General features: G+C 61.1%; 13 protein-coding genes. 6 read left to right on the top strand and 7 right to left on the bottom strand.

Features of this window, described 5'->3' with window-relative positions:
* Positions 1 to 144: 144 nt before the first annotated feature.
* On the top strand, positions 145 to 879 hold the full coding sequence (locus ACFQDI_RS15290) for a CorA family divalent cation transporter (RefSeq protein ID WP_377168266.1): 735 nt from the start codon (positions 145 to 147) through the stop codon (positions 877 to 879).
* Between the two features lie 29 nt (positions 880 to 908).
* Here ACFQDI_RS15290 and ACFQDI_RS15285 read toward each other — a convergent pair whose 3' ends face one another.
* Genes ACFQDI_RS15285 through ACFQDI_RS15275 form a run of 3 tightly spaced genes read right to left on the bottom strand, consistent with a single transcriptional unit; the run spans position 909 to position 4,141 of the window.
* The gene (locus ACFQDI_RS15285; protein WP_377168264.1) at positions 909 to 1,289 is read right to left on the bottom strand and encodes a hypothetical protein; all 381 of its coding nucleotides are present in this window, start codon (positions 1,287 to 1,289) and stop codon (positions 909 to 911) included.
* 7 nt (positions 1,290 to 1,296) lie between these two features.
* Positions 1,297 to 2,718: a pectate lyase gene (locus tag ACFQDI_RS15280; protein WP_377168262.1), complete on the bottom strand. Its 1,422-nt coding sequence runs from the start codon at positions 2,716 to 2,718 to the stop codon at positions 1,297 to 1,299.
* Between the two features lie 22 nt (positions 2,719 to 2,740).
* Positions 2,741 to 4,141: a DUF2851 family protein gene (locus tag ACFQDI_RS15275; protein ID WP_377168260.1), complete on the bottom strand. Its 1,401-nt coding sequence runs from the start codon at positions 4,139 to 4,141 to the stop codon at positions 2,741 to 2,743.
* A gap of 115 nt (positions 4,142 to 4,256) precedes the next feature.
* Here ACFQDI_RS15275 and ACFQDI_RS15270 point away from each other — a divergent pair, with 115 nt between their 5' ends.
* From ACFQDI_RS15270 to ACFQDI_RS15260, 3 genes are all read left to right on the top strand, one after another.
* Positions 4,257 to 5,585, top strand: coding sequence for a sensor histidine kinase (locus ACFQDI_RS15270; protein ID WP_377168258.1), 1,329 nt, complete (start codon positions 4,257 to 4,259; stop codon positions 5,583 to 5,585).
* Between the two features lie 40 nt (positions 5,586 to 5,625).
* On the top strand, positions 5,626 to 7,053 hold the full coding sequence (locus tag ACFQDI_RS15265) for a sigma-54-dependent transcriptional regulator (RefSeq protein ID WP_377168256.1): 1,428 nt from the start codon (positions 5,626 to 5,628) through the stop codon (positions 7,051 to 7,053).
* Between the two features lie 259 nt (positions 7,054 to 7,312).
* On the top strand, positions 7,313 to 7,546 hold the full coding sequence (locus ACFQDI_RS15260; protein WP_377168254.1) for a hypothetical protein: 234 nt from the start codon (positions 7,313 to 7,315) through the stop codon (positions 7,544 to 7,546).
* Between the two features lie 315 nt (positions 7,547 to 7,861).
* Here ACFQDI_RS15260 and ACFQDI_RS15255 read toward each other — a convergent pair whose 3' ends face one another.
* From ACFQDI_RS15255 to ACFQDI_RS15245, 3 genes are all read right to left on the bottom strand, one after another.
* Positions 7,862 to 8,884, bottom strand: a complete 1,023-nt coding sequence (locus ACFQDI_RS15255) for a glycoside hydrolase family 62 protein (RefSeq protein ID WP_377168252.1) — start codon at positions 8,882 to 8,884, stop codon at positions 7,862 to 7,864.
* Between the two features lie 78 nt (positions 8,885 to 8,962).
* Complete coding sequence (locus ACFQDI_RS15250) at positions 8,963 to 9,646, bottom strand: hypothetical protein (RefSeq protein WP_377168250.1); 684 nt, start codon at positions 9,644 to 9,646, stop codon at positions 8,963 to 8,965.
* Positions 9,647 to 9,704: 58 nt separating this feature from the next.
* Positions 9,705 to 10,367, bottom strand: coding sequence for an HAD family hydrolase (locus ACFQDI_RS15245; RefSeq protein WP_377168248.1), 663 nt, complete (start codon positions 10,365 to 10,367; stop codon positions 9,705 to 9,707).
* 123 nt (positions 10,368 to 10,490) lie between these two features.
* Here ACFQDI_RS15245 and ACFQDI_RS15240 point away from each other — a divergent pair, with 123 nt between their 5' ends.
* The gene (locus ACFQDI_RS15240) at positions 10,491 to 11,036 is read left to right on the top strand and encodes a DUF1990 family protein (protein WP_377168246.1); all 546 of its coding nucleotides are present in this window, start codon (positions 10,491 to 10,493) and stop codon (positions 11,034 to 11,036) included.
* Entirely contained in the window at positions 11,033 to 11,959 is a 927-nt protein-coding gene (locus tag ACFQDI_RS15235; RefSeq protein ID WP_377168244.1) for a YndJ family transporter, read from the top strand. Before ACFQDI_RS15240 ends, ACFQDI_RS15235 begins: the two co-directional genes overlap by 4 nt.
* On the opposite strand, the gene ACFQDI_RS15230 is transcribed toward ACFQDI_RS15235, so the two are convergent.
* Positions 11,919 to 13,946, bottom strand: coding sequence for an FAD-dependent oxidoreductase (locus ACFQDI_RS15230; protein ID WP_377168242.1), 2,028 nt, complete (start codon positions 13,944 to 13,946; stop codon positions 11,919 to 11,921). The two genes, ACFQDI_RS15235 and ACFQDI_RS15230, sit on opposite strands and share 41 nt — an antisense overlap.
* Positions 13,947 to 13,949: the final 3 nt, after the last annotated feature.

Genomic DNA, 13,949 nt, shown 5'->3' with positions numbered 1-13,949 from the left:
GATGTGTGGGTGAGGAAGCTAGGCCGTGATTGGCGCTCGGGCAAGAAGGGGACTTCTTAGGGAGCCTGAAAACTTGGCGATTATTTGTCATCGCCTCCACGGGCGGGGTCTGCTCTCATAGCCGCGGGATTTAAAATCCCATGCATGAAACCAGACATTCAGATTATTCCGAAACTGTGGACAACGATTCCGGAGGCGATTCGCAACCGGGTGGGGCGTGAGGCGGGAACGCAGCGCGCGATCTTTGAGGAAGGGCACCTGCTCATCATCCTGCATCAGCTGCCGGGGCCGCATGATGTGGAACGGCGTCCGGCTTTGTTCTGGAGGCAGCCGGACGGGGTGTGGAAGTCGGCTCCGGACAACGGCGGAAGCCTGGCGCTGCAGAACCAGCTGGCGGCCTACGCCGCCCGTCTGGAGGAACTGGACAAGGCGGAGCACGCGGCGCAAACCGCCGCCGAGTATCACGAGGTGCTGGAGGCCATCGCCCCGGTGCTGCGCAGCTCGCGCGGCATGCACCGCGCGCTGCAGCAGGCGCGAGAGTTTGTGAAAGCGGACCGCGATGTGATCAATCTGCGGGATCAGGCCGCAGGTGTGGAGCGCACCGCCGAGCTGCTGCTGCAGGATGCGCAGTTTGGCCTGAACTTCACGGTGGCCAAGCAGGCCGAGGCGCAGGCGCAAAGCGCGCAGATCATGGCAAACACCTCGCACCGCCTGAATGTGATGGCGGCGCTGTTTCTGCCGCTCACGGCCCTGACAGGACTCTTCAGCATGTATGTGAGGGCGGACGTGGCCGACACGCCGACGAACTTCTGGCTGATCGCAGGAGCTGGTGTGCTCATTGGCGTGATGATGAGCTCGCTGGTGGTGGCCCGGCGTTGAAACACGACCCGGCAGACGGTGGCAGGATCTTACGGTGACAAGGTGCTGACCTGGCTCTCCGTCAGGTAGTAACCTTTGTCGTCTTTGCGCACGACGCATCGAATCGAGTAAGACGGGCAGTCCAGGCTGGATTCGTGCATGGGTTGCAGAACGATCTCCGTAGTCAGGAGGTGCTGAATGAGAGCGGGCTTGCAAATCACGGTCGCTTGCACCGCGGTTGCCTTCCCCTTCTGCTCAAGGTCAGGGCCGGAGATCATCTGACCGCCATTCGAATAAACCACGTTCACGGACAACCGGATGCCTTCTGCCGCCTTCTGTTCGATGAAGGGGGTGAGGATTTCAGTGACAATGAAAAGACGCAACGCCTTGTCCGGCATGAATCCGGGTGGGGAGTCGATAGGATGCTCCACGGAATATCTACTCACCGCTCTTTTTCCGTGCCTCGATGTAGTTTGTCATGGCGTTCATGTTTTTGACGAATTCGCCGGAGTCGATTTCATCGTTTTTGAGCCAGCGGCCTTCGCTGTCGAGGGATTCGGCGGCTTTGCGGGCCTTGGAGGCTGCAGCTTTGGCGCGGCTCAGCCACTCCTTGGGCGTCTGTGGGCCTGCGAAGTTTTTCTGCAGTTCTTCGCGGCTTTTGGCGAGCTTCTTTTTAAAGTCGTCGATGTTGTCCTGCACCATGTCAGTGAAGGAGTAGTGAGTGGGGATGTTGCTGCTGTCGTAGGTCAGCACGTAGGTGTCCTTGACGAAGAAGAGGGGTTTGTTGGTCTGCAGCTCGTAGAATCGGGCATGGGTGCCGTCGGGCAATTTGGAGCGCTCGAACCAGGCGAGGGCGGGCTGGATGGGCTTGAGGTATTTGTCATCTCCCGTGAGCACCCAGAGCTGATGCAGGACCTCCATGGCACCGAGGCTTTCGTAGCCGGTGACTGAAGGGGGCTCGAACTTGCGAGCCCACACGGGGTGCATGTCGCGGTCATACTGCTGCGCCCAGACTGGCTGGGGCTCGGGCATTTGGGCCAGGATGAAGAAGTCGCCGAGCTTTTTGAGGGCCGTGAGGTAGCGCTCGTCTTTTTCGAGCTCATAGGCTCGGAAGAGGACTTTGGCGATCTGTTGGAGGTTGTCGTCGTTGAGCGTGTAAAAGCCGGTATATTTGACTGCGGGGAAGGTGCGGCTCCAGGTCTCGGGGTAGCTGGCCTTCAGCACGGGCGCGGTGGGGTCGGCGGGACCGGTGAACTGCTGGGGCCAGGCACCGATGGGGGCCTGGGCGGCGAGGAGGGAGTCGAAGGCAAACTTGGTGCAGCGCTTTAGCTCGACGTCGTCTTTGCAGGCTGGCTCGTGGACCATTTCGAGGAGAAAGAGAAGGGCTGACTCAGTCTTGTTGTCGTCGAGCGTGGAGGAGTTCCTGCGTTTGCCGGGCTCTTTGTCGCCTGCGTCGAGGTCGCTGCGGAGGTGGTATTTTTTGATCTTTTCGGGATCGAAATCGAAGTCGCTGTCCCAGCCGCCGGTGGCGAGCTGGCATTTGAGCAGGGACTTGGCCGCGTCTTTGGCGGCGGTGAGGAAGACTGCGTCTCCGGTGGCCTGGTAGGCCTTCAGCATGACGAGCCCCATGGTGGTGGTGCCGTGCGGCTGGATGGAGGTTACGGTGGGCGATTTCGCGTGCTCCACTTCGCCGATCTTTCCTTCCTTGTCATAAGAGGAGGCGTAGCCGCCTTCACGAGCGAGGTGAGTGTGGGCGTAGGTGACGGCTTTCTTCATGGCCGCCGTGATGACGGCGGGATCAGGCAAGTCTGCGGCAAGAGCGAACGAGGACGAGAGAGCGAGAAGGAAGAGCGGACGCATGGTGGGAGCGCAAACGTCAGCTTCAGCTCCACTCCTTCAATCTTTCCGGGAAGGGGCAGTCAGCACAGGCAGAGTCGTCTTCGAGGCAGAAGTCCTCGTAGATCTGCAGGAGGCCCTGCTGATGGTGGAGCTTTTTGGTGAAGTCACGTCCGCGCGGGGCGTCGCCAAAGAGGCGGAGCACGGCGCGGCGGACTTTCTGATTGTCCAGCAGCGCAGGGAGTTCGAGGTATTCGGCCCAGAGGCGAGTGCGCTCCGGCACGAGAAGGGGATAGGCGACGTTGGCGAGCATCTCCTGGACACGTGTTTCGCCGATCAAGGCGAGAGGTTTCTCCGAAGCCTCTGCGAGCAGGGTGTAATGAGTGTCCCAGAACTCATGTGAAAGGGAAAGGAGGGACTCGCGCCATGCAGCCTGGCTCCAGCGCGTGGCGTCTGCGAGCGGGGTGATGATGGCGGACCATGAGCGGAGCAGCGCAGCGAGCGCGCCGAGGCGGCGCTGAGGATGATTGCCAGGACGGATGGCGCTGAGCTGCCAGCGCAGGAGCTGGTGGCCGTCCAGCCAGCGGCCCATGCCGCTGCGCAGCTTCCACCATTCGCTCCACAGCTGGCGGAGGTAGGAGCGGGTGGCAGGTTCGGTGTCCTCGCTGCGAACGCCTTCGAGAAAACCTGAGACACCAAAGAGCCAGGCTTCGCGCTTGGCGGCGTCGAGGCGGGTGATTTTTTTCAGTGGCAGCCGTTGGGCCAGGATGGCAAAAGGCTGCTGATTCCGGCGGTAGCCCAGTGTCTGAGCGAGCGCCTGGTAAACCGCCTGCTCACGTCCATGGGCGGCAACGCTGCGGTGCAGGCGCCTGGATTTGAGATCCAGGCGGTGCTGCGCGGCGGATTCGATGATGGACTGCACGCTGGAGGCCTCCATTTCACGCAGGGGAAGGGCGCAGCGGCCCATCCTTGCAGAGGCGAGGCGCGTCCTTGGGGTGATGCCTTCTGGCAGCATCGCGGCCTGAAGCAACACCTGGGGGACGTCATGGTGCTCGCTGGTGCGGGTGAAAAAGCGCTCTTCCGGCGCATTCAGGAAGAGGTGCAGCACCACGTGGTTGAAGTGTTTGTTCGCACCATGGGTGTGACGTTCCCAGTCACGGGCATCGGAGTCCAGCTCGATGTCCCCCCGGACGGTCTGCCCGTCGATGACGATGGCGCAGCCGCTGAAGTCAGGGCCGGCCCCGGAATTCCACTCACCGAAGTCGGCAATGCGCACGGTCCTGCCATCGGTGGTGGTGAATTCGCTGCCAAAAGAGCCGGAGAACCAGAGGCTCTGCAGCTGCAGCTCCGTCATGGGTTCGGCAAAACCTGGCAGGTGCTCGGCCACACCGGAAAACACGGCGTCGCGAAAACGTGCATAGCGGTCGGCGAGCGGAAGCGGCGTCATGTCTTGTTGTGCCAGCACCAAGGATGGTGTCGAGCCAAAATGCCACCGGATTTATGAATTCAAGAAGGTGCAGGATCCGAGTGAATCCAGCACGGACCTGTGCGTAAGGTGAAGCATGAAGATTTCCGCATGGAAACAAGCCGCCGTGGCACTGGCGCTGTGCCTGCTGGCGGGACTGACCTGTCTTGTGCTTCTGACCGTGACGCGGCTGAGGGAAGTGGAGCAACTGCGGGGGCTGGCGCATGAGGAGCAGGAGATCGGCCTGCGTTTCCACCGCGATGGAGCGGCGCTGATCCTGGACCTGCACAGCGCGGCGCTGCGGCTGGGCGACGGTGAGGTGAATGTGGGGAAGCAGGACCAGTACACGGTGCTGTTTGCGCGCAACGAGGCTTTTTTCCGCCAGCCGCCGGTGTCGCTGACAGGCAAGGCAGCGACTTCGCTGGAGGAGGTGCAGAAGGACCTGCGCATCTACGGGGAGCAGGTGCAGTCATGGCTGGCGCTGCCAGACAAGGAGCGGCTGGCGGGCGTCATGCATGCAGATGAACCGTTCAGGGAACTGCTGCGGGACCTCCAGGCGCTGCGGGATGCCTGCGGATTTCACCTGCTGGACCGCGTGAGCGAAATGCGGGACTCCATGAGGGAGCTGCAATGGCTGGTGGTGACGGCTGCGGTGGTCATGGCACCGCTGTTCGGAGTGCTGCTGTGGATGATCTATCGCGGCTGGTTTCGCCCGCTGCAGGAGCAGGCGGCGCTGGTGGAACATGCCAAGACGGCCCGTGATGAAATGGCTTCTCTGAGCAGCCTGGCGGCCGGGCTGGCGCATGAGATCCGCAATCCTGTGGGAGCGCTGAAAAACCGGGCCTATGCGCTGGGGCTGCTGGTGGATGCAGAGCTGCAGCCGAAGGTGGCGGCGCAGGTGGCGAGCATGAACCGGGAGCTGGACCGGGTGGAGCATATCGTGGGGGATTTTTTGATTTACGCGCGTCCGTCTGAGCCGCGCATCATCCCCTGCGCGCTGGCGGAGCTGGTGGACATGTTTCACCATGACCACCAGGCGGAAATGCAGCAGCGGGGAGTGCGTTTTGAGCTGGGCGTGGTGGAGGACGCCAGCTTTCACGCGGATCCTGAACTGCTGCGCCAGGCACTGCTGAACCTGGTGCGCAATGCGGCGGAGGCCTGCAGCGGGCGGACGGACGGCTGTGTGCAGATCGAGGCGCTGGCGCTGGAGCGCCGCATCGTGCTGGCGGTGACGGACAACGGGCCCGGTGTGCCGGAGGATCTGCAGGAGAGGCTGTTCAAGCCCTTTGCCACGCTCAAGCGCGGTGGCACCGGGCTGGGGCTGACGATCAGCCGCAGCATCGCGCGCAGGCATGGCGGCGATCTGCTGCTGGCCTCCACCTCTGCGGAGGGAACGCGCTTTGAGCTGAGGCTGCCACGCCTTTGAGGGGCTTGCATGATGGCAGCAGCGGCAGCACCATGGAGGCATGCCTGAACAGGGAGCACGGCTGCTGCTGATCGATGATGACGATGATTTCGCGTCGTCCCTGCTCACCGTGCTGGAGACAAGCGGCCACCAGGTACGGCGTGCCAGTGATGGCACCACCGGGGTGCAGATGGCGATGACGGAGGCGTTTGATCTGGTGATCTGCGACATCCGCATGCCGGGCATCGGCGGGATGGAAGTGCTGCAGCGGCTGCACGCGGCGAAGCCACGGCTGCCGGTGATTTTGATGACGGCCTTCAGCACCACCGAGCGAGCGATCGAGTCGATGAAGGCGGGGGCGTTTGACTACCTTCTCAAGCCCTTTGACCCGCCCGAGATGCTGCGCGTGGTGGAGAGGGCGCTGCATGTGTCATCTGCGGCCGCGCGACCGGTGCCGCTGCGCGAGGGCGAGGCTGGCAAGGCGGCGCTGATCGGTCGAAGCCGGGCGATGCAGGAGGTCTTTAAACAACTGGGCAGCTACGCAGCCACGCCGGTGCCTGTGCTCATATTGGGGGAGACCGGCACTGGCAAGGAGCTGGTGGCGCGAGCGCTGCACCTGCACAGCCGCCGGGCCGAGCAGCCCTTTGTGGCGGTGAACTGTGCGGCGATCCCGGAGAACCTGATCGAGAGCGAGCTTTTCGGGCATGAGAAAGGCGCGTTTACGCATGCGGTAGCGCGTCGTGCCGGGAGCTTTGAGCAGGCTCAGGGCGGCACTTTGTTTCTGGATGAAATCGGTGACATTCCTCCCGCCGTGCAGGCCAAGCTGCTGAGGGTGCTGCAGGAAAGACGGGTCAGAAGGGTGGGGGGAAGCCAGGAGCTGGAGCTGGATATGAGAATCATCACTGCCACGCATCGGGACCTGAGCGCGATGATCAAGAAAGGGGAATTTCGTGAGGACCTGCTGTACCGGCTGAACGGTGCGGTGCTGCGGCTGCCGCCGCTGCGGGAGCGCGCCGAGGACATCACGCCGCTGGCCCGGCACTTTCTGGCCAAGGTGGCCGGTCAGCTCGGCATCGCTGAGCCGGCCATCGAGCGCGAGGCGCTGGAGGTGCTGAAGCAGCATCGCTGGCCGGGCAATGTGCGTGAGCTGGAGAACGTGACCCGCACCCTTTTGATCGAAGCCCGGGGATTTTCCATCTCGGCGGAGATGGTGCGCACGCTGCTGGGGACTCCTCAAAATGAGATGACTGCGACCACTGTGGACGGGCTGGTGGAGTCCTGCCTGAATGCCGCCCGGGCGGGGGCTATGCCTGGAGGTGCGCTGAACGCCGCCACAGAGGCCTTGGAGCAGAAGCTCTATGCCGCTGCCCTGAAAATGGCGGCGGGCAATCAGAGCCAGGTGGCTGAGTGGCTGGGGGTCTCGCGAGTGACGGTGCGGGAGAAACTGGACCGCTATGATCTGCTGCCCAAACGGACGCTGAAAAAATGAGAGTGGCTGCCCGTTGCAAAAAAAGTTTACACACGGTGATCTGAAATTTTGCAAATAATGAGCTCTTCCCGGTGGGTAGAGGTTGCTTAATTTTTTGTTAGCCTATTCATTACGAGTGGGTTGAGATGTGTTCCGTGTGGCTGGCATGGTACTGGCAACAAAGGATGGCACTCCCGGAAACACGCCTGCGCGGCAACCAAACGCCAAGGGCTGCATCCCGGACCTATTCCAACCAACCCAACCAACCATCCTATCAGCCATGAAAACCAAGCTCATGCTCGTTGTCGTGCTCGCTTCCGCTGCTGTCGCCCAAGCCACGCCGCCCATCACTCCGGCCAAGGCCAAAGCGCCGCTGCATCTCAGCCAGGTGAAGGGCGTCTTCCACAGGATCGCTCAGAAACCCAGCGCTGCCCCGGTGGCGGCCAACGGCCAGAAAGTGGCCGCTGCAAGTCCGTTCCTGAACCATCCTGAAACTGCTCCTGGCCCGCACTAAGAGATGAAGCGACTGCCTGCCGGTCCATCGCTGGTGTGAGAAGGCTGCTCCCTGGCAGTCCGTCGCAGTCAAAGGCCGCCGCCGTGAGGTGGCGGCCTTTTCGGATGCACAAAGCCGCTGCGCATCAGCCAGGTGAAGAGCATTTTCCACAAGTTTGAACCTGTGCCTCAGCCGATAAGTTAAAAGGTGCCCCTGAACACGACCCTCAATCACCCGGCATCGGCTGCCGGCCCAAAACAGCGAGGGCGGATGGACGGTCCTCCTTGGGCAGGATCAGCTAAAGAATAGGGAGCGCTGCAAAAGCGACGGTTTTCTTTAACGTTTCACCTGGAGATCCAGAATCCCGATCCGCCACGGAATGCTGCCGTATTTCTTTGCCTGGTAGCCTTCGGCATCGACACCCTGGAAGACGAAGCGGAGATGCGCGGGATCGACTTCGAGTGTTTCGTCATTGCTGCTGCGGATGAGTTCGCCGTGGCTGATGCTGGTGGTCCAGGGCACTTTTTGCGTGACGTTGGCGCTGGAGGCGAAAGGGTGGTCACGGGTGGCCGCCAGCGGCTGCCACGGGCCTTCGAGTTTGTCTGCAAGCCAGGCTTTGTAGTAGCGTTGTCCGGGAGCCATGGCCTCGATGAGGGTGAGGTATTGGTTGCGGCCTTTGAGCTTGTAGGTGTGGGAGGCTTCAAAGAGTTCGTCCTTCGTGTCTTCAAGCTGGAGCTCGGGTTTGGACCAGCCGAGAGGGAAGTTTGACCGGGAGGTTTCGCGCCGCCAGAAATGGCCGTCGTCGCTGGTATAGAATAGGTGGGCTTTGGTTGTGTCGCAGATGACCCAGAAGTCGATCCACCTGATCTTGTCGCCGCCTTCGGGCAGCGTTTCGATCATGGGCTGCGGTTTGGTCCAGGACTTGGGGTCGGCGATGGTGGACGTGGTGGAAAAGTAGGGAGCCATTTTCGGTCCACGGCGTTCATCGACGAGCTGGTAGATGAGATACCACTTTTGATGCGGGGTGTAGAAGAACACCTGCGGAGCGCAGTGGTACTGATCATGAAAGTCGAGTGTGTGGCGTGCGGCCTTGTCAGCGTCCTTCCAATCGGTGAAACTGAGATATTGCATGTCCACCTTGCCAGAGGCTCGCCGATGCGTGGCAAACAGGTGCCATTTTCCCTCATGGAACACCATGGAAGGGTCTTTGAGCGCCACATCGGGGTCGGTTGCGTCTGTGGCAGGACCGACGAGCGGGGGCGAACTCTGCCACTGGAATTCGCCCGTGCCTAGCCAGGCTGGATCAGCCGCGTGAAGCGTGCTGAGGAGACACAGGGAGAGCAGAGTGTGCAGCTTCATGGCTCGATTTTTCCGGGCCATTCAGGGGCTCCGCATTGCAAAAGTTGAAGCATGGCCAGCGCTGCAGAGGGTGGCTCCTTATCGGGTATTTGAAGGCGAGAGGACGTAGATGTTGCTGTCGACGGTGAGCTGACAGCCGCTCAGCTGGGCAGCATAGTTCAGGGCTTCGGACAGAGGGATATTGCGGAGGTCGAGACTGATTTTGACAGACGCACCACCTGTCTTGATCAGGATGTTGACGCCCTTTTTCGAGGGGTCGAGATCGCGCGATTTGATGCGAAAGAACTCGGCGGCCTCTTCGAGCGTGGCACCGCTGAACTGCACCGTGGGGAAGATGATCTTGTCCGCATTGCCCAGAACGGGAGGTGCTGAGTAGGCTTCTTTGAAGTCCGCAGCAACGACAACAGCATAAGGCTCCACGCGGTGCTTGAGGCCTGCGAGCTCCGCACAGTACTTCAAGGCGATCCCGAGCGATACATCCCGCAGGTCGATGGTGATGGGTGCTGTGCTGGTTTCTTTGATAACAACCGTGATGCCTTTTTCTGCCGAAGGGGTGCTGCTGGTGTCAAGGTCGCGGCTCTTGACGCGAAGGTATTCGAGGGCCTCCTCAATGGTGGCCTTTTGGAATTGGACGACCGGGAAAATGATCTCGTCCAGCTTTTGCTGAATCTTGGCGGAACGCTCAGCAGGTGGCTGGGCACGTGCTGAAGTGCCAAGTGCAAGCGATGTGACAGCGATGAAGAGGAGGCGGCGTGTGATCATGCTCGTGGTGGAGTTCAAAATCACGATAAGGGGTTCTCCTGCATGCTGGAAGAAAATTCTATGATGCGAGCTGCCGTAGAGAGACATCGGCCAATGAATTCACCCGCTTCCACGCACCAGTGAAGTCGAGGTGGCGTGTCATCGGCCCCGGGGCGACGATGCAACGGATGCCGGCGGCCATGGCGGCGCGGAGACCATTGAGGGAGTCCTCAAAAATGACGGCTTCTTCGGGGGTGACGCCAAGATTTCCAGCGGCGTGGAGGAAGAGGCTGGGGTCGGGCTTCACCTTGCCGGTGTCATCGACGGTGGAGATGTGGTGGAAATGATCATGCAGGCCGAGCTGGTCCATCCAGGAGTCGATCCAAACGCGCGGGCTGCTGCTGGCGATGGCGATGCGCAGGCCGAGTGAGGCGGCCTCTTGCAGGCGGTCCGCTACTCCTGGGAGCAACTGGAGATGCTTCCGCAGTTCGTTTTCACGGGTTTTGCGTTCGAGTTCGATGGCCGCCCAGTCGAAGTCGCGGCCGGTGAGCTGTTCGAGATCACGCTTGGGATCGTAGACGCCGGTGAGGAAATCGGTGCCGACGGCCTGCGCATAGCGCTCCACAGGCAGTTCATGGCCATGCTGGTCGAAAATTTCTCTCCAGGTGTGGTAACCAGTGCTTTCAGTGTCAACGATGAGGCCGTCGAAGTCGAAGATGACGGCGCGAAGGGGTGGGGGCATGCGGATGGATGGCCGAAAGTAGCGAAAGATGCAAAAGATTCGAAAGCTGTGAAAACTGGCAGGCCCACTTTTTGTGCTTTTTCGTTTCATCTGACTTCAAAGGCATGGAAGCGTGATGGTACGATGCTCAGCCTGAAACGCCCCGCTCCCGAACGACTGCATGGATTGCTGGAGTCTTGGAGAAATGCACCGCTGAGCTATGCGCCGCCGTTTGCAGGCGGATTCATCGCCGATGAGCATGAGGTGAGACTTGGGAGCGGAGAAGAGATTTATAGGGCAGCCTGCGAGGCTCTGGATGCGTGGGTCATGTTTCCCACATGGGCGGAGGTCAGCCGGTTGGAAGCCAAAGGCCAGGAGGTCGGGCAGATTGTGGCGATGGTGACACGCATCGGTGGTCTGTGGTGGGTCAATCCGTGCCGGATTTTGCGGCGCTGCGATTCAGCGCACACGCATGGCTTTGTCTATGGCACGCTGCCAGAGCATGCGGAGTGCGGCGAGGAGCAGTTTGTCATTGAGCATCGGGCTGATGGCAGCGTGTGGTATGCGATTCGCGCGTTTTCGCATCCGCGTCATTGGATGGCGTGGCTCGGTTTTCCCCTGGCGCGGTGGTGGCAGTGCCGGTTTGTGCGGGATTCGCAGGCGAGGATGAAGGAGGCGGTGCAACCATGAATCCGCAGGCTCTGAAGGCCTGGATCAGGCCGATGCTCTGGCTCGCCATATCCATTCAACTGAATCTGAAGTTGGAAGCAGCATCACTGGTGGTTATTTTTTTGCTGTTTTCAATGCTAGTGTTGATCCCACTGGCCAGGCCCACCACGGGCCGGAAGCAAGCCCTGGAAGAGTTTTGGGCTGTTGTGTTAGCGGCAGAGAGTTTTTGTTTTGAAGCTTCAGGCGGGACTGCGCTGATGGTGGCGGGATGGCTGATCATCACTTGGCGCCGGGCATCGACCTCGCTCCTGGCATGGCAACGAGCAGGACAGCGGGATGCCGGTTCGTTGTGTCTTGTCGCGGCGGATGTAGGTCCTGCCGTCGGGGCTGCGTGGCTGATGGCGCATCGTGCGAACTGGACGCCGTGGGGCTTCGATCCACTCATCGTGCTGCTCACAGCGGCGCACTTTCATCATGCGGGGTTCACGCTGCCATGGATGGCGGGGCTGAATGCGCAAGCGAAACCGGGGCGGTGGACGAGCTTTTCTTGCTCAGCGGTTCTCTTGGGCGTGCCCATTGTGGCAGTGGGTATCACCTGCACTCATTTCGGCATTTTTCGATTTGTAGAATCGCTGGGCGTCCTGATTTTGGTGCTTGGAGCGCTTGGCGTAGCGTTGTCTCATATAAGGCGAGGTTTTGAGAAGCAGTGTTCTATATGGACGAACTTTGGCTTCATCCTTTCAGGGGTCTCACTGTCTGCCTCGATGCTTCTGGCCCTGGGCTTTGGATTGCGTTATTTGATCCCACAATACGCTCTTACCCTGCCGCAGATGTGGTCGATTCATGGGATGCTCAACGCGTTTGGCTTCGGAATGTGTGGGCTTCAGGCGTGGCGGAGTTCCCTCACGCGTTCTGAGCGCCCTTCAGCAGATCAAACAGCGTGATCATGCCGAGGAGTTTTTTCTCTTCATCGACGACGACCGCCTTGCTGACGCCGCTGCGCATCAGGGTGCCGACGAGCACAGGCACGGGGGTGTCTGCGGTGATGCAGAAGGGCTTGGTCAAAGGCAGTGCTTGCAGCTTGTCCACGCAGGTGAGGCCGTGGTTCTTGAGCCATTCATAGGCCACGGAACGGCGCAGCAGGCCGATGACGCAGCCGTTTGTAGTGACGGGGTAGGTGCTGTGCGGATGGGCCTGAAACTCCGCCACGGCATCCTGCACAGTCGCGTTGGCATCGAGGAAGGCGATGTTTCGTGTCATGACATCTGAAGCGCAGGCTTTGCGGGTGGCTTCGGGGATCATGTCCACCGTGTTCTGAATTTCCTCGGGCAGGTGGTACTGCTGCGCGGTGCCACGGAAGAGGGTGTCCAGCGAGCCGATGCTTTGGGCGAGGATCTTGAAGGTGTCGCCGTCGATGGCGACGAGTTCGCTGGACTCGGTGGCCGTGGCATCGAAACGCCAGATGCCGTCGCCGAGCAGGGCGCGTTCGCCGAAGTGCTCGCCCGGACCTGCGGCTTTGACGATCTGGCCCTGGGCGTCGGTGATGTTGACGTTGCCTTTTTTGACAGCGTACAGGGACTGGGCAGGCTCACCGGCATGGAAGAGGGAATCTCCGGGCTCGAGATGCATCTCGCCGAGGGGCGAGGAGAAGCTGGGGGTGAGCAGATTGATGTCGCGCGGGAAGAACATCTCAAAGGTCCACTCCGCCATGACGCGCAGCTTGCGGTCAAAGCCGGGGAGTTTCATGAGGTAGATGCTGCGCCACATGAACCAGGCGATGATGCCGGAGAAGCGCATGCCAAACACCTGCGCGACCGCCTTGCGGTGGCCGATGGTGGCCAGCTCTCCGAGGCCGGTGAAGCGAAACGGTTTCAAGGCGCGACCCGCAAAACTGGCGGCGATGTTTCGCGCCACCAGCGCCCCCTGGCGCATGGCAAACTGAGCGGTCTCGGGACAGTTGCCACCATCGGCTTTGGGGAATGCGGCGCAGTCTCCCGCCGACCACACGTTGGTCAGGCCTCTGACCTGGCCGCTGGCCTCGACGACGACCTTGCCCTTTTCAACAGGGAGGGAGCCGCTGGCACCGAGCGCTTTGATTTGAGGATGAGGTGCATTGCCCACTGTGCAGACCACGAGTGTGGCGGAAAGAGAGACGCCATCTCCCAGCTGCACGGTGCGTGCCGTGACGGCGCGCACGCGGCTTTTGAAGATGATTTTAACGCCCATCTCGGTGAGACATTTGCCGGTGTAGGTGCCGAGGCTGTCGCTCAGCATGCCCAGCAGGCGCTCGCCGCTGTGGATGAGTGTGACGCTGGGCTCGCCGGGATCGATGTTTTCGTAGAAGCGGCGTGCGCCCTGGATCAGATCCTGGATCTGTCCGGCGGTTTCCACTCCGGAGTAACCGCCGCCTACGATGACGAAGGAGAGGAGCTCTTTGCGCAGCCTGGGATTGGTGATCAAGTTTGCCTCCTCCAAGCGGCTGAGGATGGCGGCGCGCAGCTTCATGGCATCGCCCACGGTGCGCATGAGGTAGGCATGTTCGGCCATGCCGGGAATACGGCTGAGGTCCACTCCGGCCCCGGGTGCGAGCATGAGGTGCTCAAAGCCCACCGTGACCTGCGGGGTGAACATGCCGCCATTGAGCGTGATGACGCGGTGCTCCAAGTCGATGTGGGTGACCTCTCCTTTCAGCACCTCCGCACCACGGCAGATCATGCGGATGGGATTGACCACATGCTGAGGTGAGAGTGAGCCGCCGGCGACTTCGGGCAGCATGGGCTGGAAGACCATGTGGTTCTCGCTGGCAATGATGCCCACGGTCATGTCCGCCACGTCTTCGGTCAACCGCAGCAGCTCGCGCGCGCAGTAGACTCCGGCAAACCCTCCACCGATGATGGCGACTTTGAAAATACGGTCGGGCTGCTTGGGCATAGG

It is taken from the genome of Prosthecobacter fluviatilis (assembly GCF_042655725.1).
Taxonomy (GTDB): Bacteria; Verrucomicrobiota; Verrucomicrobiia; order Verrucomicrobiales; family Verrucomicrobiaceae; genus Prosthecobacter; species Prosthecobacter fluviatilis.
The sequence above is the reverse complement of the archived record's forward strand: the minus strand, read 5'-3'. Positions and strand labels throughout refer to the sequence as shown.